Here is an 18,292-nt window from a genome sequence, read left to right as displayed (position 1 = left end):
AGACTATGACGACCACCAATGCGATGAAGATGACAGACATCAATATTCGGCTTGTCTTGCCCGAAGATGCGGCCGCCTGGCGCCCGCTCTATCGCGGTTACGCGACGTTCTACAAACGCGACATCACCCACGCCATTCTGGATCAGACCTGGGCATGGTTGCATGATCCCGCGCACCCGTTGGAAGGGCTGGTCGCTGTCGCCCCTGACGGCAAGCTTGTCGGCCTTGCGCATTACCGGCCACAACCTAAACCGTTGCAGGGCAACAACGCGGGGTTTCTGGACGATCTGTTCGTTGACCCCGATCAGCGCGGTCGCGGTGTTGGACGCCAGCTCATCGAGCATCTGGCCACGATCGCCCGCGAGCGCGGCTGGCCATCGATCCGCTGGATCACAGCGACCGACAACGCGACGGCACGGCGACTTTGATGATGACGTCGCCGAAGCGACCCATTGGGTCACATATGAACTGAAGCCGTGAGGAGGCACCATGCTTGAACTGCGCCCGAACTGCGAATGCTGCGACCGCGACCTACCGCCAGAGAGCGAAGATGCCCGCATCTGCACCTTCGAATGCACCTACTGCGCGACGTGCGCCGAGTCGTTTCCCGGTGGAAATTGCCTCAACTGCGGCGGCAATCTCGTCCCACGTCCGATCCGACCATCGGCGTTGCTCCTGAAACATCCGGCATCGACTAACCGCGTCTTGAACGCAAAATGCCGCGAAGAGAAACAAGAGGGGCCTCCGAGATGAGCGAGACGATCAGCGTTCGAGATATGCGGCCTTCCGACGAAGCTGATTGGCGCGGTCTTTGGGACGGATATAACAGCTTTTATGAAACAAGCGTTGCCCCCGAGATTACGTCTCGAACCTGGCAACGCACGCTCGATCCCGCTTCACCTCTCCTCGGTCGCATTGCCCTGATCGGTGACACCCCCGTAGGGTTTAGCCTCAGCGTTCTGCATGAAGGAACATGGGTAGCCGGCCCGATCTGCTATCTTGAAGACCTCTTTGTCGATCCGGCAAGCCGTGGCCAAGGCATCGGCAGGACGTTGATACGGGATCTGGTCGATCGCGGCACGGCGCAGGGCTGGTCAACCCTGTATTGGCATACGCGGGAGAATAATCCCGCCCGACGCCTCTACGACGAATTCGTCGAAGCCGACGATTTCGTTCGCTATCGGATGCGGCTCCAGCACTAACTGCCCAATCGAAGCCATTCAAAAGCATAGGTTGCGGCGCTACCCACAAGAAGGACGTTACTTTGAAGCAACGACTGAACGTATCCCAGATCACACCGGACCTTTATGCTGCCGTGCTCGCGCTCGACACGAAGGTCAAACAATCCGGCATCGACCTTGATCTGCTCCACCTCATCAAGCTGAGGGCATCGCAGATCAACGGATGTGCCTATTGCGTCGATATGCACGTCAAGGAATCGCTTGCCGATGGGATACCGGCCCAAAAGCTGCATCTCGTTTCCGTCTGGCGTGAATCTCCGCTGTTCGACGATCGCGAGCGCGCCGTGCTGGAATGGACCGAAAGTCTGACGCTGATCGCGCAAACCGGCGCATCTGACAGCGCCTATGAAGCCCTGCGCGCGCACTTCTCCGAGGAACAGATCGCACAGCTTATCGTCGCGATCGGCACCATCAACATTTGGAACCGGATAGCTGTCAGTTCGCGGCTCGTTCACCGCTAAGACGAAAACGCCTCATCGCGCACTGGACCTGGCGGTATCCGCGGGTTCGACAGGCCAGCTCCCGAAGGCAGCCAGCATCCATTGACGGAACCGGGTAATCGTCAAGGCGCAGCGCTGCGACGGCCAATAGACGAGCCAATAGGCTTCGCCTTCATGCGAGACGCCCGCAAATGACGCGACAAGCCGATCATCCGCACATCACCACCCAAAATAGCCATCGGGAGAACGCACATGACCTATTCATTCAAGTCGGTCGTGACGCCAGTGGGCCGGCTCAAACTAGCCGCCACGGACGCTGCACTAGCCGCGATCCTTTGGGAAAACGACGATCCGAAGCGTGTGCGTCTGGCGTCCCTAGTCGAAGACGCCTTCCACCCCGTCCTTTTAGAAACCGAGCGCCAGCTCGCCGAGTATTTCGCAGGCGCGCGGAAAACGTTTGATCTGCCGCTCGAATTTTCGGGCACGTCCTTTCAAAAGCAGGTATGGTCCGAACTCCTGAAGATCCCATTCGGGCAAACCCGGACCTATAGCGAGATCGCTGTCGCTATTGGCAGGCCGAGTGCCTGTCGCGCTGTCGGCGCCGCGAACGGAAAAAACCCGATCTCGATCGTAGCTCCTTGCCATCGCGTCATCGGCAAAGGCGGCTCGCTCACCGGCTTCGCGGGCGGACTCGCAGCCAAGGAATACCTCCTTGGCATCGAGAAGATCTGATTGGGCGCGAACAACTGCAACCAGAAGAAGGGGACTGTTTTGGAACCCGAAAGGGGCTTTATCACAACGTCGCTCCCCCAATACCGTTCGACTCATAGGCCCGGTAGCTCTTTGACGCCGCTTGCACGCACGTCGAGCGAGATGAGAGCAGCGTTGTTGCGAACACGCCCGCAGCACGGCGGCATGTCGTCACTTTTCTGCGTCAACTGGCTAAGGGCTTTCCGGGACCAGCCCGGGCCAATAGTGCCCGTCCGGAGTGGGGCGGGCGCCAAAGATGGCTTGCCCGACCCGCACGACGTCCGCGCCTTCCTCGATGGCGATCTCGAAGTCACCGGACATGCCCATGGACAGCCGCGTCAGGCCGTCATGAACCGAGACGGCCCGGTCCCGCAAGCTGCGCAGCAATTTGAAGCAGGCTCGCACCCGTTCAGCCTCGCCGCTCAGAATGGCGAGCGTCATCAGTCCTTGCGGCTTCAGCCGGGGATAGTCCGGCAACCGCCTGACGAATGGCACCAGCTCATCCGGGTGCAGTCCATATTTGCTTGCCTCTCCCGACGTGTTCACCTGAACGAATACGTCGAGATCGCGCCCCTCGACTTCCAGGCGGCGATTCAGTTCCTCCGCCAGACGGATGCTGTCGAGTGCATGGAACTCCGAAGCGAAGCGAACCAGATATTTCACCTTGTTGGTCTGGAGATGACCGATGATGCTCCAGCGGATGTCCAGATCAGCAAGGATCGCCTGCTTGTCTCTGGCCTCCTGCAACTTGTTTTCTCCAAAGTCGCTGATGCCCGCCGCATATGCGAGGCGCAGGATATGGGCGGGAACCGTCTTGGTGACGGGCAGCAGGCGAACATCTTCCGGCTCGCGTCCGCTGCGAAAGCTCGCGGCCTCTATACGCGCCTTAACCGCCTGAAGGTTGGCGGCGAAGGCGCTCGAAGGATCGTCACCGAAGCGGGCGACATCCTTCGTGGAAAGTTCAACACCGTGATGCGTCATTTTAAACGTCGTCCCCGCACCGTCATCGTCAGTAGGGGAGCGGGAAGCGCGCGACCAGTTCGCGCACCTGTCCGCTGATACGCGCGCGGTCGGCATCGAGCGTGTCGGCGCGGACCGACCGCAACGTATCGAGCATAAGGGTTCCGATCGTCCGGTATTCGTCGGAGCCGAAGCCGCGCGACGTTCCCGCCGCGCTGCCGACACGGACGCCGGACGTGACCATCGGCTTTTCGGGGTCGTTTGGAATGGCGTTCTTATTGAGCGTGATGCCGACCGATTCCAGCGCCTTTTCGGCAATATTGCCCGTGACGCCGAGCGGGCGAAGATCAACGACGGCGAGATGGCAGTCTGTCCCGCCCGAGGTGATCGCCAAACCGCCATTGGAAAGGGTCCGGGCGAGTGTCTGACAATTCTCGACCACGCGGCGCGCATAGATCTTGAAGTCGGGTTGCAGTGCTTCGCCGAAAGCAACGGCCTTGGCGGCGATGATGTGCATGAGCGGGCCGCCCTGTAGGCCGGGGAAGGTCGCCGAATTGATCTTCTTCGCAATCTCGGCATCATTGGTCAGGACGAAGCCGCCGCGCGGCCCACGCAAGGTCTTGTGGGTCGTCGAGGTCACAACATGAGCGAACGGGAATGGCGAGGGATAGGCGCCGCCTGCCACCAGCCCGGCAAAATGCGCCATATCAACCATCAGGATTGCACCCACCTCATCGGCGATTTGCCGGAAGCGTGCGAAATCAAGCGTGCGCGGATAGGCTGATCCGCCGGCGATCAAAAGCTTCGGACGGTGCGTGCGCGCAGCCTCGGCCACCTCATCCATGTCGATGACATGGCTGTCCGGGCCGACCCCGTAGCTGACGGCGTTGAACCAGCGGCCTGATATGTTCACGGATGCCCCATGGGTGAGATGCCCGCCGGCCTTCAGGTCGAGGCCGAGAATCGTGTTTCCGGGTGAAAGCAGCGCGAGGAACACCGCCTGATTGGCCTGGCTGCCGGAATGGGGTTGCACGTTGGCAAAGTCGCAGCCGAAAAGCTGCTTCACGCGCTCGATGGCGAGGTCTTCAACCACATCCACATTCGCGCAGCCCCCATAATAGCGGCGATGCGGATAGCCTTCAGCATATTTGTTGGTGAGGATCGAGCCTTGCGCCTCCAGAACGGAAGGGCTGACGAAATTCTCGGAAGCGATCAATTCGATGGAATTGAGCTGGCGGTGCCGCTCGTCGGCAATCGCCGCAAATACCGCACTATCGGCGCTTGTGAGGCTTTCTTTTCGGATGCCACCGGCGCTGTTGGACTGACTTAGGTGCTGCACGGCCATTGCTTCCATCCCTGATCTCCTTGTCGCTAGGGCGCGTTTGTGCGCTGCCGCATCGACGCGACGCGGCGGGCTGTCAGCGCAGCCCTAGCAGATCAGTGGTATGTTGCGCCCATCCATTTCCTGCATATGGTGCAGGCCAATTGTGTTTGGCGATTCTTGGAGGGAGCGGGTCTAGCTCGCCTAGTTGCGGATGGTCGAACGCAACACGTCAGCCAGCTTCTTCACGGCCATCTCCAGTTCCTCGGGGGTGTAGGCGGCAAACCCCATCAAAAATCCGGCCTTGGCATTTTCGGACGCATGCAGACCCGACAGGCCGAACAGTTCGATCCCGACGCGACGGCCCGCATCAATCGCCACACGTTCTGATAAGTCGCATGTCAGAATGCAGGGCATCTGCAAGCCGCCCATGGGGACGCGGGCCTCGACAAATTCAGAAAGGTGCTGCTCAACGAGGTTCGTCAATGCTTCAAGGCGTTCGGCATAGATGCCTCGCATAGTGCGGACATGCGCCCCGAAATGTCCGCCATCCATGAAGCGCGCCAAGGTCAATTGCGGAATTAGAGCAGTATGACCGTCGAGCAATGTGCGCGCCACGGTCATGGGTTTGACCAGTTGCGGCGGAAGCACGACGTAACCGATCCGCAAGCTCGGGAAGAGCGACTTGGTGAAAGTGCCGATATAGATTGTCCGGTCGTGAGGATCGAGGCCCTGAACGCACGCCGTTGGCTTGCCGTTGTAATGAAACTCGCTGTCGTAATCGTCTTCGAGAAGCCAGGCCTGATGCCGTGCGGCCCACTCGATCAGCGCCAGGCGGCGATCGAGCGCCAGCTTCGCCCCGGTCGGGAACTGATGGGAAGGCGTGAGGGAAACAGCCTTTGCCCCGCGCGGATCATCCATGATCTGCTCTACAACGATTCCCTGCCGGTCCACCCGCACAGGCACGCATTCTAGGCCCGCAGCATCAAAAGCCTTTCGCGCCCCATGATAGGCTGGGTCTTCAATAAATATCCGGTCGCCAGGATCGAGCAACATGCTGGCGCAAAGCATCATGGCTTGTTGCGAACTGGTCAGCACCAGCACGCGATCCGCCGTCGCGCGAGCGCCACGTTCAAGATTCACATAGTCCGCTATAGCCCGCCTGAGTGGTTCGGCCCCCTGGGGATCGCCATGAAGCAGCGCCTTGGTTCCATAGTCTTTCAAGACCTGCCGCTCCAACCGCTCCCACAGTTGGATTGGAAATGTGCGTGTCTCGGGTATGCCGTGCGTGAACGCTCTCGGGGTCAACATGGAGCGCACGCCGCCGCCGTTGAACATCGCTGCCCCGCGTTTGCTCAGGTTCGGAGCCTGATTACGCAACAAGGCATCGCGTCTCGATCGTCGCTGTCCGGGAGCGAACTCGGTCATCTCAGCGACAAAGCTGCCGCTGCCGACACGTCGCTCGATAAACCCCTCAGCGTGAAGCTGAGTGTAGGCAGATTCAATCGTGTCCCGCGACACGCACAGAGATGCTGCAAGCGCTCGCGAGGCGGGAAGCGGTTTACCGGCGCCGAGTGCGCCATCTAGAATCAACTGTCTGATCGCACGCTGTATCCGCGCATGAAGCGGCATAGCTGCATGGGAGGGATGCGCCAGCCACGCCTTCACGGATTCCAGTTGGGAGTGCTTAAACAATTGGTCTGATTCCATCCTGAGAAGTGGCGGGTGTTGTCAGTCCATTATACTGGTAGAACAATGGTCTGCAACGAATCGTCACCGTCTTGGAAAAATATTGAAGTGTCGCTTGAAGTAATCCTTGCTCTGCTGGCCGGCGCGGCGGCAGGCGGTTTCATCAACGGGCTGGCCGGCTTTGGCACAGCACTGCTCTCCCTCGGCATCTGGCTTCAGGTTATGCCGCCTTGGCAGGCGGTTTCCATAGCTGCTGCAATGTCTGTGGTTAGCGGCGTCCAAAGCATATGGTTCACCCGTAGGGAACTCCGGGGGAACGGGAGACTCTCTCGATTTCTGCTACCTGCGATCCTCGGGCTGCCGATCGGCCTGGCGGTTCTCAGTTTTATAAGCGCAGCCGTGCTGAAGCTCGTGATCGCAGGCTTCATGCTCCTGTATGGCGCATTTTTTGTCGTCCGCCGATCATTGCCTCAAATCCAGCGTCCCCTGCCTGTTGCGGACTCGCTCGTCGGATTTCTCGGAGGCGTCCTTGGAGGCGCAGCATCTCTTTCTGGAGCGCTGCCGACGATGTGGTGCGCGTTGCAACCCTGGAGCAAGGGCGAAACCAGCGCGGTTCTTCGACCCTACAACGTCGTGATCCTTGGCATCGCCACCGTCCTTTTTGCCTGGCAGGGATACTATTCGAGCGACACGCTGATAATGATAGCGGTTGCGCTTCCGGCAACTCTCATCGCATCACAGATCGGCATTGCCGTTTTCCGTCGGCTAACTGACTATCAATTTCGTTGGCTCCTCATTTGGCTGATGTTCGCTTCCGGTGCTCTGCTGACATTGCGCGAACTCACCTGATCTCTAACTCACCGTCTTCTGACCGGCATCTTCTCAGCGTCATGCGCTTAGGGCGAATAGACGCCTCCCGACCCGCGCCGGTCGCAGGGCGATGACCATCCCCGGCCATCCAGTCCGCTCAGCCTGCCAAGCGACCCGCAACTCAACAAATATCGGATGAATGCCGCCAATAAGAATGGCCTGCATCACTTGAGATAAATGGCAGGGCGCATCCTGCCATTGATGGGGTAGAGGTGAGGCTGTTCTTTGCCTCAGCGCCCGATCTCAAGAAAGTCGCCAGAATCATGCAGTCGAGTTCATCATCGTCACCCATTCAACTGAAAGACCTTACACACCCCATAGTCGCGGGCCTGATTTCCGTCATCGTCAACTATGGCGGCACGTTTATTCTGGTGTTCCAAGCGGCGCGCGTTGCTGGTCTCAGTCCTGAACTCACCGCCTCGTGGGTCTGGTCCGTCTCAATCGGTGTCGGCCTGACGGGCATCATCCTGAGCTGGCGATACCGAGAACCGATCATCACCGCCTGGTCGACACCGGCAGCCGCGTTTCTGGTCACAGCCCTTGCGACGACATCCTACCCCGAAGCGATAGGGGCTTATATCATTTCAGCGGCCGCCTTCGTGGCCTTGGGTCTCTCAGGCTATTTCGAGAAAGTCATCCGACTTATTCCCCCCGGCATCGCTTCCGGGCTTCTTGCAGGCATTCTCCTGCAATTTGGCATCGGAGCCTTCGGCGGCGCGAGTGTCGATCCGGTTCTGGTCGGCCTGCTGATCGTGACCTATGTGCTGCTCAAGCGCTTCACAGCGCGCTACGCTGTCGTGGGCATTTTGCTGATCGGTCTTGTCTTCCTGCTGGTGCAGGATCGTGTCGATCTGACCGGGCTGCAACTCAAATTCGCTGCGCCCGTGTTCACGATGCCCGAATTCTCGCTGAACGCCCTGTTGAGTGTAGCGCTGCCGCTGTTCCTCATCACGCTCACCGGCCAATACATGCCGGGGATGCTGGTTTTGCGCAACGATGGGTTCAAGACGAGCGCCAACCCCATCGTCACTGTGACGGGTCTAGGGTCGCTGCTCATGGCGCCGTTCGGCTCGCACGCTTTCAACGTCGCAGCGATCACCGCAGCGATCGTTACGGGACGAGAAGCGCACGAAGATCCGTCCAAACGCTGGATCGGCGGGATCGCGGCAGGTGTGTTCTATGTGCTCGTCGGCATATTTGGCGTGACGCTTGCAGCCGTATTCATGGCATTCCCGGCGACCTTCATTACCACACTTGCCGGCTTGGCATTGCTCGGCACCATCGGCGGAAGTCTCGCTGGGGCCATGGCCGTTCCGGCCTCCCGCGAAGCGGCACTTATTACCTTTCTCGCATCTGCCGCGAACATCACCATGCTCGGCATAGGCGGTGCATTTTGGGGACTTGTGATCGGCCTGTTCTCATATGCCGTTCTGAATGGTCGCCTGCCAAAGCGGCGCACCGAGCTTGCCCCGAGCGAGAGCGCAGCGGAGTAATGCGAATGGCGACGTCCATTATCTCAATCCAGAGCCAAGTCGTGCATGGGCACGTCGGCAATAGCGCCGCCGTTCTGACTATGCAGGCACGGGGCCTCAATGTCGCCGCAGTGCCGACGACGTTGCTATCCAACCACCCCGGCTTCGAGACGATGCGAGGACGGGTTCTGGAATCGGAACTCGTCGGAGATCTCCTACGCGGCGTAGAAGAGCGAGGCCTGATCGAGACAAGCCGATACATCGTTTCCGGCTACCTGGGTTCGCGGGCTAATGGCGAGGTTGTCGCGGCCTTCGTCAAGCGAGCCAGGCAAATCAACCCTGACATCATCTATATTTGTGACCCGGTAATGGGAGATTCTAATCTCGGCGTATTCGTAGCCGATCAAGTCATCGAATGTCTGCTAGACCATCTCGTGCCGCTCGCAGACATCCTGACCCCTAATCAATTTGAACTCGGCCTTATTGCTCGGAACTCATCGTCGTCATGGAGCCAATTGGAACTCGGTGCATCGCATGTCCGCGCATATCGAAACGCCAGCCTCATTGTAACGGGCTGCGCATTCACGGATACACCAAGCAATTCACTTGAGAATGTTGTCTTCGACGGGAAACAACCGGCTCGATTAATTTCCCCTCGACTGCCAATCGTGCCCGTTGGAACAGGAGACCTTTTCACGGGTCTTCTGACGGCCAACCTAGCAAATGGTCGGCCCTTGATGGAGGCTGCGAGCGACGCCGCAAAGGTTGTGCACGACGTCCTTCAAAGCACCATCGCATCGGGTGAGCACGAAATGCAGCTCGCTCAAAACATCGGCTTGCTGGCTTCCAATGTAGTTGACGTCGCATGAGGACGTTTTTCAGCAAAACGCTGGCGCTCGACCGCCACACTAGGCTTTCTTCCCTTTCTCGGCATCGTGTTTGCGCTGAAACCGCATCTCGGCAAATCCATAACGCCGAGGTCTAGGAATGCGGCGCCAGCGACGACATCGGCCAACAGACGCCCCGTTGTCAGTTTTCGGCGTGCGCATCCCGATGATCGCGCTGATCCAGACCTTGGCCGTTGCCGAGTATCTCAGCTTCCATCGCGCTGCACAGGCGCTCGGCACCAGCCAGTCGAGCGTCAGCGCCCGCATCAAGGCGCTGGAGGCAGACCTTGGCGTTGTGCTCTTCGACCGCAACACTCGCGGCGTCCGGCTGACTAGAGCCGGACACCGTTTTGTCGATCAGGTTCGCGATGCCTTAGGCATCATCGATCACGCGATCATGACAGCCGGGATGCAGGCACGCGGCGAGGACGGCGACCTTCGCATCGGGGTTCATGCTCTAACATCGGACTCCATCCTCGATCGTCTGTTCCGCCGGTTCTACGATGAGCATCCAGGTATCCGCCTGCACATAACCGAAAGCACAGCGCGCGAAGCGCAGCTCATGTTGCGTGATGGCCGGCTAGACCTCGCCTTCATGGCCTGCACTCATGAAATCCCTGACCTCCATTCCCGCGTCATCTGGCATGACCGCCTGATGGTGGCGCTATCGGTGAGGCACCCGTTGGCAGTCCAGCAAGATGTCGAATGGCGACAACTTGCAGAGGAGACATTCCTCGTCCGCCACGGCGGCACAGGCCCCCAGGTTCAGGGCCTGATCCTACTGCGCTCAGCCGGAAAATGGCTTATGCCGCCGCTGCAACGCGTCGACGTCGGGCGCACGGCACTCTTGTCAATGATTGCAGCCGGGCATGGCATTTCGCTTTTCGTTGAGGAAGGGACAGCAGGCAGCGCAGCGAATGTTATCTTTCTACCGATCAGCGACGAATCCGAAAATATCGCCTTTTCCGCGGTCTGGTCGCCACAAAACCGCGATCCCTCGCTGACTAAATTGCTGGCTTTAGCGTCGAAATTGAGCAGCCCACGGTCAAAACCTGATTCGCGGTAAACCATCCCGAACAGTGCCGTAATAGTGCCGCTGCAACCCATCCTATTTGCCGCCGATAGTATCCGGCGACCCTACCGCAACACGTTTACTGTTGCTGCGTCCTTAATTGCCCATTCTCTGATCGGCTCCATCAATTTTTCTGATCGGAGCCACGATGCGCGGAGGTCGAATACTTTGGGGGCAAATAGCCGTCGTCGTCACCATTGTCATGATGATGACATGGGCCGCGACGCAGTGGGTGGCGTTCCGGCTCGGCTTTCAGCCCCAGCTCGGAACCCCCTGGTTCGATCTGGCCGGTTGGCCTTTCTATCATCCGCCCGCCTTCTTCTGGTGGTGGTTCTCCTTCGACGCCTATGCACCCGCGATTTTCATGGAGGGTGCGGCCATCGCCACGTCGGGCGGTATCCTCGCCATTGCTGCCGCCATCCTTATGTCGATCATCCGGGCGCGTGAAGCTCGCGGCGTCGCCACTTACGGTTCGGCACGATGGGCCGAGGACAAGGAAATCCGCAGCGCGGGACTACTCGGCCCCGACGGCGTCCTGCTCGGCCGATACGACCGGGACTATCTGCGCCACGACGGGCCGGAGCACGTCCTATGCTTCGCCCCCACGAGGTCTGGCAAGGGCGTCGGCCTTGTCGTGCCGACGCTGCTGACCTGGCCGGGAAGCTGCATCGTCCACGACATCAAGGGTGAGAACTGGACCCTGACAGCGGGCTTCCGTTCTCGGCACGGTCGCGTGCTGCTGTTCGATCCGACCAACGCCAAGTCCTCCGCCTATAACCCGTTGCTGGAGGTGCGGCAGGGCGAGTGGGAAGTCCGCGACGTGCAGAATATCGCGGACATATTGGTCGATCCCGAAGGCAGCCTCGATAAGCGCAACCATTGGGAAAAAACCAGCCACAGCCTGCTTGTCGGGGCGATCCTGCACGTCCTCTATGCCGAGAAGGACAAAACCCTGTCCGGCGTCGCCAACTTCCTGTCCGATCCTCGTCGCCCGGTTGAAGCAACCTTGCGTGCGATGATGGACACGCCGCATCTGGGCGAAGCTGGCGTTCATCCAGTCATCGCCTCGTCGGCGCGCGAGTTGCTGAACAAGAGCGAGAACGAGCGGTCGGGCGTGCTGTCCACTGCCATGTCGTTTCTCGGCCTCTATCGCGATCCGGTCGTGGCGCGCGTCACAGACCGTTGCGACTGGCGGATTGCCGATTTGGTCGGCAGCCGCCGGCCGGTCACGCTCTACCTTGTTGTCCCGCCGTCCGACATCAACCGGACGAAACCGCTGATCCGGCTCATCCTCAACCAGATCGGCCGCAGGTTGACCGAGGAACTGACCCTTTCCGGCAAGCGGCATCGCCTGCTCATGATGCTGGACGAGTTTCCTGCATTGGGCCGGTTGGATTTTTTCGAGTCCGCGCTCGCCTTCATGGCCGGCTACGGCCTCAAATCCTTCCTCATCGCCCAATCGCTCAACCAGATCGAGCGCGCCTACGGGCCGAACAATAGCATCCTCGACAATTGCCATGTGCGCGTCGCCTTTGCGACCAACGACGAGCGCACCGCCAAGCGCGTGTCGGACTCGCTCGGCACCGCGACCGAAATGCGCGATTCCACCAACTATGCCGGCCATCGCCTCGCGCCCTGGCTCGGACATCTGATGGTCTCGCGGCAGGAGACTGCGCGGCCGCTGCTGACCCCCGGTGAGATCATGCAGCTTCCGCCCGCCGACGAGATCGTCATGGTGGCGGGCACGCCGCCGATCCGGGCGAAGAAGGCCCGCTATTTCGAGGATGCAAGATTGCAAGAGCGCATCCTGCCGCCACCTGCGCTGCCATCCGTGCCGGCGACTAAGCCGGCAACCGACGACTGGACGAGCCGCGTTATCGTGGCGGCGGACAGGCCAACGACGACCGCTGCCAGTGGCGCGGAGGGCGATCCCGACAATGCCGGCATCCGCCGCGAGCCGGAATTGCCCGAGCATGAGGAAATCGTCCCGCCGCCGACACCGCCTGCCCAGGAGTTCGACATTCTGGACGACGAACCGGACGTGGACGCCGCCAAGGCCCGCGCGCTGCGATCGCGGATGCGGATGATCGCCCGGCAGGCGTCCATGAATCCTGATGATGGCATTGAGCTTTGAGGGGGAGCCAATGACGACCCGCACCCGCATGAATGTCTATTTCGACCCGGAACTGCTGAAACAGGTCGAAGCACTGTCGCTCCGCCGACAGGTCTCGAAATCCGCCATCGTCGAGGCGGCGGTCGCATCCTTCCTGTCGGGAGACACGTCGGATCGGCTGGAAGCGGCCATGTCACGCCGCCTGGACAAGATCGGCCGGCAGATCGGCACGCTGGACGAAGATCTCGCCGTGCTCGGCGAGACCCTCTCTTTGTTCGTCCATTTCTGGCTAACGATGACCCCGCCGTTGCCGGACAGTGCCAAGCAATCCGCAAGGATCAAGGGGAACGAGCGGTTCGAGGGCTTCATGCAGAACCTCGGCCGCAGGCTTGCGAGTGGAGATAGGTTCCTGAAAGAGTTGTCGCGCGACATGGATTCGCTTCACGAGAGTTTTCCGCAAGGCGATACAGGCACCGATGGCGATACGACTTAGGTTTTCAACCCGTCCTATTTACCGCCGATAGCCGCCGGTCGCCGCACGCGCATAAATACTTGTTGAACAAGCCCAATTTCGGGCTTTCTTAATCGACCCCATTGCGGGGTCCGTCTGTAGCGCCCCGCCTGAATTGGGGCCGATATGACGACACATCACCATAAACCGGAGGCTATTGCGCGCGGCGCGCGGATGCTGCGCACAGCGCTTGGCGCATCCATCGCGCGGTTTCTCGAAGACCCGGCTGTCATCGAGGTGATGCTGAACCCTGACGGTCGCATCTGGATCGACCGGCTGTCCGAAGGGCTGGCCGATACGGGCGAAACACTGTCGCCCGCCGATGGTGAACGCATCGTGAGGCTGGTCGCACATCATGTCGGTGCGGAAGTCCATGCCCGCGCACCCCGCGTCTCCGCAGAGCTGCCGGAAACTGGCGAGCGGTTCGAGGGGCTTTTGCCGCCCGTCGTCGCCGCACCCGCCTTTGCCATCCGTAAACCCGCCGTCGCGGTGTTCACGCTCGACGACTATGTGGCGGCCGGCATCATGTCCGCCGATCAGGCGACGATGCTGCGCGAAGCCGTTGCGGCGCGCGCCAACATCCTTGTCGCGGGCGGCACGTCTACCGGCAAAACGACGCTCACCAATGCGCTTTTGGCAGAGGTGGCGAAGACGCAGGATCGCGTCGTCATCATCGAGGACACGCGCGAGTTACAATGCGCCGCGCCTAACCTCGTGGCCATGCGGACGAAGGATGGCGTTGCCACGCTTTCCGATCTGGTGCGCTCCAGCCTTCGCCTGCGCCCCGATCGCATCCCCATCGGCGAGGTGCGCGGGTCCGAAGCCCTCGACCTGCTCAAAGCCTGGGGCACCGGCCATCCCGGCGGCATCGGCACCATCCATGCCGGCTCCGGCATCGGTGCGCTGCGCCGCCTCGAACAGCTCATCCAAGAAGCCGTCATCACGGTCCCGCGCGCGCTGATCGCCGAGACTATCGACCTTGTTGCCGTCCTTTCCGGGCGCGGTTCCGCGCGCCGGCTGGCCGAACTCGCCCGCGTCGAAGGGCTGGGATCGGACGGCGACTACGCCATCACCCCCGCAACCAGCCCAAAAGGAGACCCATCATGATCCCCACACTTTCCCGCGCCTGCCGCTTCATGGCGACATCGGCGGCAGCCGTTTCCATCAGCCTGATGCTGGCGCCCGCCGCACACGCATCCGGCTCGTCGATGCCCTGGGAAGCGCCCCTGCAATCCATCCTTCAGTCGATCGAGGGGCCGGTCGCCAAGATCATCGCGGTGATCGTGATTATCGCCACCGGCCTGACGCTGGCGTTCGGCGACAGTTCCGGCGGCTTCCGTCGCTTGATCCAGATCGTGTTCGGCCTCAGCATCGCGTTTGCGGCGTCGAGCTTCTTCCTGTCGTTCTTCTCGTTCGGCGGCGGGGCGCTCATCTGATGGCGGGCGGCCTCGAACAGCTCGACGCGGTGCCGGGATTCACTGTCCCGGTTCACAGGGCGCTGACCGAGCATATCCTACTCGGCGGCGCACCGCGCTCCATCGCGATCATGAACGGCACTCTGGCTGGGGCCGTGGGCCTCGGCCTCCGCCTCTGGCTGGTCGGCCTCGCCATCTGGGCCATCGGCCACTTCGCTGCCGTCTGGGCCGCGAAGCGCGATCCGCTCTTTGTCGAAGTGGGCCGCAGGCATCTGCGAATCCCCGGCCACCTGTCTGTGTGAGGGCGCGGCCATGATGAACCTTGCCGAATATCGCCGCACCGCAAGCCGCCTCGCGGATTTCCTGCCCTGGGCAGCACTTGTCGGCTCCGGCGTCGTGCTGAACAAGGACGGCAGTTTCCAGAGGACGGCGAAATTTCGCGGTCCCGACCTGGATTCTGCCGTTGCAGCCGAGCTGGTCGCAGTCGCCGGTCGGATCAACAACGCCGTGCGCCGTCTCGGATCGGGCTGGAGCATCTTCGTCGAGGCGCAACGCTCCGAAGCCGCGACCTATCCCGCGAGCCAATTTCCCGAAGCGGCCTCCGCGCTGCTCGACGCCGAGCGCAAGGCCGGTTTCGAGGAGGCAGGCGCGCATTTCGTGTCGGGTTACTTCCTGACCTTTCTCTGGCTGCCGCCCGCCGAGGACGCCGCCCGCGCGGAAACCTGGCTCTATGAGGGCCGCGAGCAATCGGGCGTGAACCCCCACGAATTACTGCGCAGTTTCATCGACCGCACCGACCGCGTGCTGGCGCTGCTCGACGGCTTCATGCCGGAATGCCGCTGGCTCGATGACGCCGGCACGCTGACCTATCTGCATTCGACCATCTCGACCAACCGCCATCGCGTTCGCGTGCCGGAGGTGCCGATGCACCTCGACGCGCTGCTCGCCGATCAGCCGCTGACTGGCGGGCTGGAGCCGCGCCTTGGCGACCAGCATCTGCGCGTCCTGACCATCATCGGTTTCCCGACCGCGACGACGCCCGGCCTGCTCGACGAAATGAACCGGCTGCCATTCCCCTACAGGTGGAGCACCCGCGCCATCCTCATGGACAAGACGGATGCGACCCGGCTGCTGACCAAGATCAGACGGCAGTGGTTCGCCAAGCGCAAGAGCATCGCTGCGATCCTGAAGGAAGTCATGACCAACGAGGCGAGTGCCTTGGTGGATACAGATGCGGCTAACAAGGCGCTCGACGCGGACATGGCGTTGCAGGAGCTTGGCGCCGATGTCGCCGGCATGGCCTATGTCACGGCCACCATCACCGTTTGGGATGCCGACCCGCGCATTGCCGACGAAAAACTGCGCCTCGCGGAAAAAATCATTCAGGGCCGTGACTTCACCGCGATGCCCGAAACCGTCAACGCCGTCGATGCCTGGCTCGGCTCGATCCCCGGACATACCTACGCGAATGTTCGCCAGCCGCCCATCTCGACGCTCAACCTTGCCCACATGATCCCGCTATCGGCCGTGTGGGCAGGGCCGGAACGGGACGAGCATTTCAGCGCGCCCCCGCTGTTCTTCGGTAAAACCGAAGGCTCGACCCCGTTCCGGTTTTCCCTTCACGTCGGCGATGTCGGCCACACCCTTGTCGTCGGCCCAACCGGCGCGGGCAAGTCCGTGCTGCTGGCCCTCATGGCCTTGCAGTTTCGCCGTTACGCCGATGCTCAGGTCTTTGCGTTCGACTTCGGCGGCTCGATCCGGGCCGCATCGCTTGCCATGGGCGGCGATTGGCATGACCTGGGCGGCGGACTGACTGACGGCGATGAGGCGTCCGTCTCGCTCCAGCCGCTCGCCCGCATTGAAGATGCCTACGAGCGCGCCTGGGCAGCCGACTGGATCGCCGCCATCCTTGGCCGCGAGGGTGTGCCCGTAACGCCCGAGACCAAGGAATATATCTGGACGGCGCTGACCTCGCTGGCGTCCGCCCCGGTTGGAGAACGCACCATCACCGGCCTGACGGTGCTGCTCCAATCCAATGATCTGAAACAGGCATTGCGGCCTTACTGCATTGGCGGGGCTTATGGCCGGCTGCTCGACGCAGAGACCGAACAACTCGGCTCAGCCGATGTGCAGGCGTTCGAGATCGAGGGACTGGTTGGAACCGGCGCGGCTCCGGCCGTGCTCGCCTATCTGTTCCATCGCATCGGCGACCGGCTCGACGGGCGGCCGACTTTGCTCATCATCGACGAGGGCTGGCTGGCGCTGGACGATGAAGGGTTCGCCAACCAACTCCGCGAATGGCTGAAGACGCTCAGGAAGAAGAATGCCAGCGTCATCTTCGCCACACAGAGCCTGTCCGACATTGATGGCAGCAACATCGCGCCGGCCATCATCGAAAGCTGCCCGACGCGGCTGCTGCTGCCGAATGAACGCGCGATCGAGCCACAGATCATCGCGATCTATCGTCGCTTCGGCCTCAATGACCGGCAGATCGAAATCCTCGCACGGGCCACGCCCAAGCGCGATTACTACTGCCAGTCGCGGCGCGGCAACCGGCTGTTCGAGCTTGGCCTGTCCGAAGTCGGTCTCGCTCTCTGCGCTGCCTCCTCCAAATCCGACCAGACCACCATCGAACGCATCGTCGCGGAACACGGCCACGACGGCTTCCTTGCCGCCTGGTTGCGCCTGCGCGGAATCGAATGGGCTGCCGACCTGATCCCCGAACTCACCAACCTCATCCCCCAGACCGAGAAGGAGTCTCAACCATGACCATTCACCGTTCCCGCTCGCGCGCAATCTTCATGGCCGTGACCATGCTGGCAGCGCCGCTCGCGCTGTCACCCGTGCTGACCACTCCGGCCCATGCGCAATTCGGCTTCGGCCGGATTGTCTATGATCCGAGCAACTACGCGCAGAATCTGCTCACCGCAGCCCGCACGCTGGAGCAGATCAACAACCAGATCACCTCGCTTCAGAACGAAGCGCAGATGCTTATCAATCAGGCGAAGAATCTGGCCAGCCTGCCGTATTCCTCACTTCAGGCGTTGCAGCAGAACGTCCAGCGCACGCAGCAGCTCTTGAGCCAAGCCCAGAACATCGCCTTCGACGTGCAGAAGGTCGATCAGATCTTCCAGACCCAATATGGCAACGTCTCGCTGTCCGCGACCGATGGCCAGCTTGTCGCCGACGCGCGATCCCGCTGGCAGAACACGGTCGGCGGCTTGCAGGACGCCATGCGCGTGCAGGCCGGTGTCGTCGGCAATATCGATACCAACCGCACGCAGATGTCGGAGCTGGTCGGCCAGAGCCAGAACGCGACGGGCGCATTGCAGGCCACGCAGGCCGGCAATCAGCTTCTCGCCCTCCAGTCGCAGCAGCTTTCCGACCTGATCGCGCTGATGTCTGCCAATGGCCGGTCCGAGGCGCTCATCGAGGCGGAGCGTGCCACCGCCGCCGAACAGGGCCGCGTCCAGCGCGAGCGCTTCCTGACGCCGGGATCGGGCTACCAGCCCGGCAACGCGCAGATGTTCGGCAACGGCAACAACTGACCG

General features: G+C 61.3%; 19 protein-coding genes. 16 read left to right on the top strand and 3 right to left on the bottom strand.

Translation table 11 applies throughout. From position 1 onward, the window contains the following. The first annotated feature begins 5 nt into the window (after positions 1-5). The 5 genes from PAE61_RS09270 (at position 6) to PAE61_RS09250 (ending at position 2,413) form a co-directional block, all read left to right on the top strand. Complete coding sequence (locus PAE61_RS09270) at positions 6-428, top strand: GNAT family N-acetyltransferase (protein WP_271115014.1); 423 nt, start codon at positions 6-8, stop codon at positions 426-428. Positions 429-489: 61 nt separating this feature from the next. Continuing rightward, positions 490-753, top strand: a complete 264-nt coding sequence (locus PAE61_RS09265) for a DUF1272 domain-containing protein (RefSeq protein ID WP_271115013.1) — start codon at positions 490-492, stop codon at positions 751-753. Further along, positions 750-1,202 (top strand): GNAT family N-acetyltransferase, encoded by a 453-nt coding sequence (locus tag PAE61_RS09260; protein ID WP_271115012.1) that lies wholly within the window; start codon positions 750-752, stop codon positions 1,200-1,202. The genes PAE61_RS09265 and PAE61_RS09260 overlap by 4 nt, the downstream gene beginning before the upstream one ends. 62 nt (positions 1,203-1,264) lie before the next feature. Beyond that, positions 1,265-1,702, top strand: a complete 438-nt coding sequence (locus tag PAE61_RS09255) for a carboxymuconolactone decarboxylase family protein (protein WP_271115011.1) — start codon at positions 1,265-1,267, stop codon at positions 1,700-1,702. Between the two features lie 231 nt (positions 1,703-1,933). Next, entirely contained in the window at positions 1,934-2,413 is a 480-nt protein-coding gene (locus PAE61_RS09250; protein WP_271115010.1) for a methylated-DNA--[protein]-cysteine S-methyltransferase, read from the top strand. 210 nt (positions 2,414-2,623) lie between these two features. Here the strand turns inward: PAE61_RS09250 and PAE61_RS09245 are convergent, their stop codons facing one another. From PAE61_RS09245 to pdxR, 3 genes are all read right to left on the bottom strand, one after another. Next, positions 2,624-3,508 carry a YggS family pyridoxal phosphate-dependent enzyme gene (locus PAE61_RS09245; protein WP_271115009.1) on the bottom strand — a complete coding sequence of 295 codons (885 nt, stop codon included), beginning with the start codon at positions 3,506-3,508 and terminating at the stop codon, positions 2,624-2,626. Beyond that, positions 3,441-4,745, bottom strand: coding sequence for a serine hydroxymethyltransferase (locus tag PAE61_RS09240; protein WP_434803116.1), 1,305 nt, complete (start codon positions 4,743-4,745; stop codon positions 3,441-3,443). Before PAE61_RS09240 ends, PAE61_RS09245 begins: the two co-directional genes overlap by 68 nt. 171 nt (positions 4,746-4,916) lie before the next feature. After that, on the bottom strand, positions 4,917-6,407 hold the full coding sequence (gene pdxR / locus PAE61_RS09235; RefSeq protein WP_271115008.1) for a MocR-like pyridoxine biosynthesis transcription factor PdxR: 1,491 nt from the start codon (positions 6,405-6,407) through the stop codon (positions 4,917-4,919). Between the two features lie 60 nt (positions 6,408-6,467). Here pdxR and PAE61_RS09230 point away from each other — a divergent pair, with 60 nt between their 5' ends. The 11 genes from PAE61_RS09230 to trbJ all read left to right on the top strand — a co-directional run bounded on the left by PAE61_RS09230 (position 6,468) and on the right by trbJ (position 18,289). Next, the gene (locus PAE61_RS09230; RefSeq protein WP_353620389.1) at positions 6,468-7,250 is read left to right on the top strand and encodes a sulfite exporter TauE/SafE family protein; all 783 of its coding nucleotides are present in this window, start codon (positions 6,468-6,470) and stop codon (positions 7,248-7,250) included. Between the two features lie 233 nt (positions 7,251-7,483). Further along, positions 7,484-8,764: a benzoate/H(+) symporter BenE family transporter gene (locus PAE61_RS09225; protein WP_271115007.1), complete on the top strand. Its 1,281-nt coding sequence runs from the start codon at positions 7,484-7,486 to the stop codon at positions 8,762-8,764. Positions 8,765-8,769: 5 nt separating this feature from the next. Continuing rightward, complete coding sequence (gene pdxY, locus PAE61_RS09220) at positions 8,770-9,612, top strand: pyridoxal kinase (protein ID WP_271115006.1); 843 nt, start codon at positions 8,770-8,772, stop codon at positions 9,610-9,612. 157 nt (positions 9,613-9,769) lie between these two features. Beyond that, on the top strand, positions 9,770-10,696 hold the full coding sequence (locus PAE61_RS09215; RefSeq protein ID WP_271115005.1) for a LysR family transcriptional regulator: 927 nt from the start codon (positions 9,770-9,772) through the stop codon (positions 10,694-10,696). Positions 10,697-10,850: 154 nt separating this feature from the next. After that, positions 10,851-12,836 (top strand): conjugal transfer protein TraG, encoded by a 1,986-nt coding sequence (locus tag PAE61_RS09210; RefSeq protein ID WP_271115004.1) that lies wholly within the window; start codon positions 10,851-10,853, stop codon positions 12,834-12,836. 10 nt (positions 12,837-12,846) lie between these two features. Then, the gene (locus tag PAE61_RS09205) at positions 12,847-13,308 is read left to right on the top strand and encodes a ribbon-helix-helix domain-containing protein (protein ID WP_113667570.1); all 462 of its coding nucleotides are present in this window, start codon (positions 12,847-12,849) and stop codon (positions 13,306-13,308) included. A 192-nt stretch (positions 13,309-13,500) separates the two neighbouring features. Further along, the gene (gene trbB, locus PAE61_RS09200; protein WP_434803130.1) at positions 13,501-14,433 is read left to right on the top strand and encodes a P-type conjugative transfer ATPase TrbB; all 933 of its coding nucleotides are present in this window, start codon (positions 13,501-13,503) and stop codon (positions 14,431-14,433) included. Beyond that, entirely contained in the window at positions 14,430-14,762 is a 333-nt protein-coding gene (locus PAE61_RS09195) for a TrbC/VirB2 family type IV secretion system protein (protein WP_244455947.1), read from the top strand. Before trbB ends, PAE61_RS09195 begins: the two co-directional genes overlap by 4 nt. Beyond that, entirely contained in the window at positions 14,762-15,043 is a 282-nt protein-coding gene (locus tag PAE61_RS09190) for a VirB3 family type IV secretion system protein (protein ID WP_094544663.1), read from the top strand. Before PAE61_RS09195 ends, PAE61_RS09190 begins: the two co-directional genes overlap by 1 nt. Before the next feature lie 10 nt (positions 15,044-15,053). Further along, entirely contained in the window at positions 15,054-17,510 is a 2,457-nt protein-coding gene (gene trbE / locus PAE61_RS09185; protein ID WP_271115002.1) for a conjugal transfer protein TrbE, read from the top strand. Then, positions 17,507-18,289 carry a P-type conjugative transfer protein TrbJ gene (gene trbJ, locus PAE61_RS09180; RefSeq protein WP_113667566.1) on the top strand — a complete coding sequence of 261 codons (783 nt, stop codon included), beginning with the start codon at positions 17,507-17,509 and terminating at the stop codon, positions 18,287-18,289. The genes trbE and trbJ overlap by 4 nt, the downstream gene beginning before the upstream one ends. The last annotated feature ends 3 nt before the right edge of the window (positions 18,290-18,292 follow it).

Origin of the sequence: Paracoccus aerodenitrificans, assembly GCF_027913215.1 — a bacterium.
GTDB lineage: Bacteria > Pseudomonadota > Alphaproteobacteria > Rhodobacterales > Rhodobacteraceae > Paracoccus > Paracoccus aerodenitrificans.
This window is presented reverse-complemented; position numbering and strand designations above follow the sequence as displayed.

Excerpts from the sequence above, each read along its gene's own strand:
- PAE61_RS09240 (WP_434803116.1), bottom strand. The coding sequence starts at position 4,745 with ATGGAAGCAATGGCCGTGCAGCACCTAAGTCAGTCCAACAGCGCCGGT.
- PAE61_RS09265 (WP_271115013.1), top strand. The coding sequence starts at position 490 with ATGCTTGAACTGCGCCCGAACTGCGAATGCTGCGACCGCGACCTACCG.
- PAE61_RS09270 (WP_271115014.1), top strand. The coding sequence starts at position 6 with ATGACGACCACCAATGCGATGAAGATGACAGACATCAATATTCGGCTT.
- PAE61_RS09230 (WP_353620389.1), top strand. The coding sequence starts at position 6,468 with ATGGTCTGCAACGAATCGTCACCGTCTTGGAAAAATATTGAAGTGTCG.
- pdxY (WP_271115006.1), top strand. The coding sequence starts at position 8,770 with ATGGCGACGTCCATTATCTCAATCCAGAGCCAAGTCGTGCATGGGCAC.
- PAE61_RS09210 (WP_271115004.1), top strand. The coding sequence starts at position 10,851 with ATGCGCGGAGGTCGAATACTTTGGGGGCAAATAGCCGTCGTCGTCACC.
- PAE61_RS09205 (WP_113667570.1), top strand. The coding sequence starts at position 12,847 with ATGACGACCCGCACCCGCATGAATGTCTATTTCGACCCGGAACTGCTG.
- PAE61_RS09250 (WP_271115010.1), top strand. The coding sequence starts at position 1,934 with ATGACCTATTCATTCAAGTCGGTCGTGACGCCAGTGGGCCGGCTCAAA.
- PAE61_RS09260 (WP_271115012.1), top strand. The coding sequence starts at position 750 with ATGAGCGAGACGATCAGCGTTCGAGATATGCGGCCTTCCGACGAAGCT.
- trbE (WP_271115002.1), top strand. The coding sequence starts at position 15,054 with ATGATGAACCTTGCCGAATATCGCCGCACCGCAAGCCGCCTCGCGGAT.
- PAE61_RS09195 (WP_244455947.1), top strand. The coding sequence starts at position 14,430 with ATGATCCCCACACTTTCCCGCGCCTGCCGCTTCATGGCGACATCGGCG.
- PAE61_RS09190 (WP_094544663.1), top strand. The coding sequence starts at position 14,762 with ATGGCGGGCGGCCTCGAACAGCTCGACGCGGTGCCGGGATTCACTGTC.
- trbB (WP_434803130.1), top strand. The coding sequence starts at position 13,501 with ATGCTGCGCACAGCGCTTGGCGCATCCATCGCGCGGTTTCTCGAAGAC.
- trbJ (WP_113667566.1), top strand. The coding sequence starts at position 17,507 with ATGACCATTCACCGTTCCCGCTCGCGCGCAATCTTCATGGCCGTGACC.
- PAE61_RS09245 (WP_271115009.1), bottom strand. The coding sequence starts at position 3,508 with ATGCCGACCGCGCGCGTATCAGCGGACAGGTGCGCGAACTGGTCGCGC.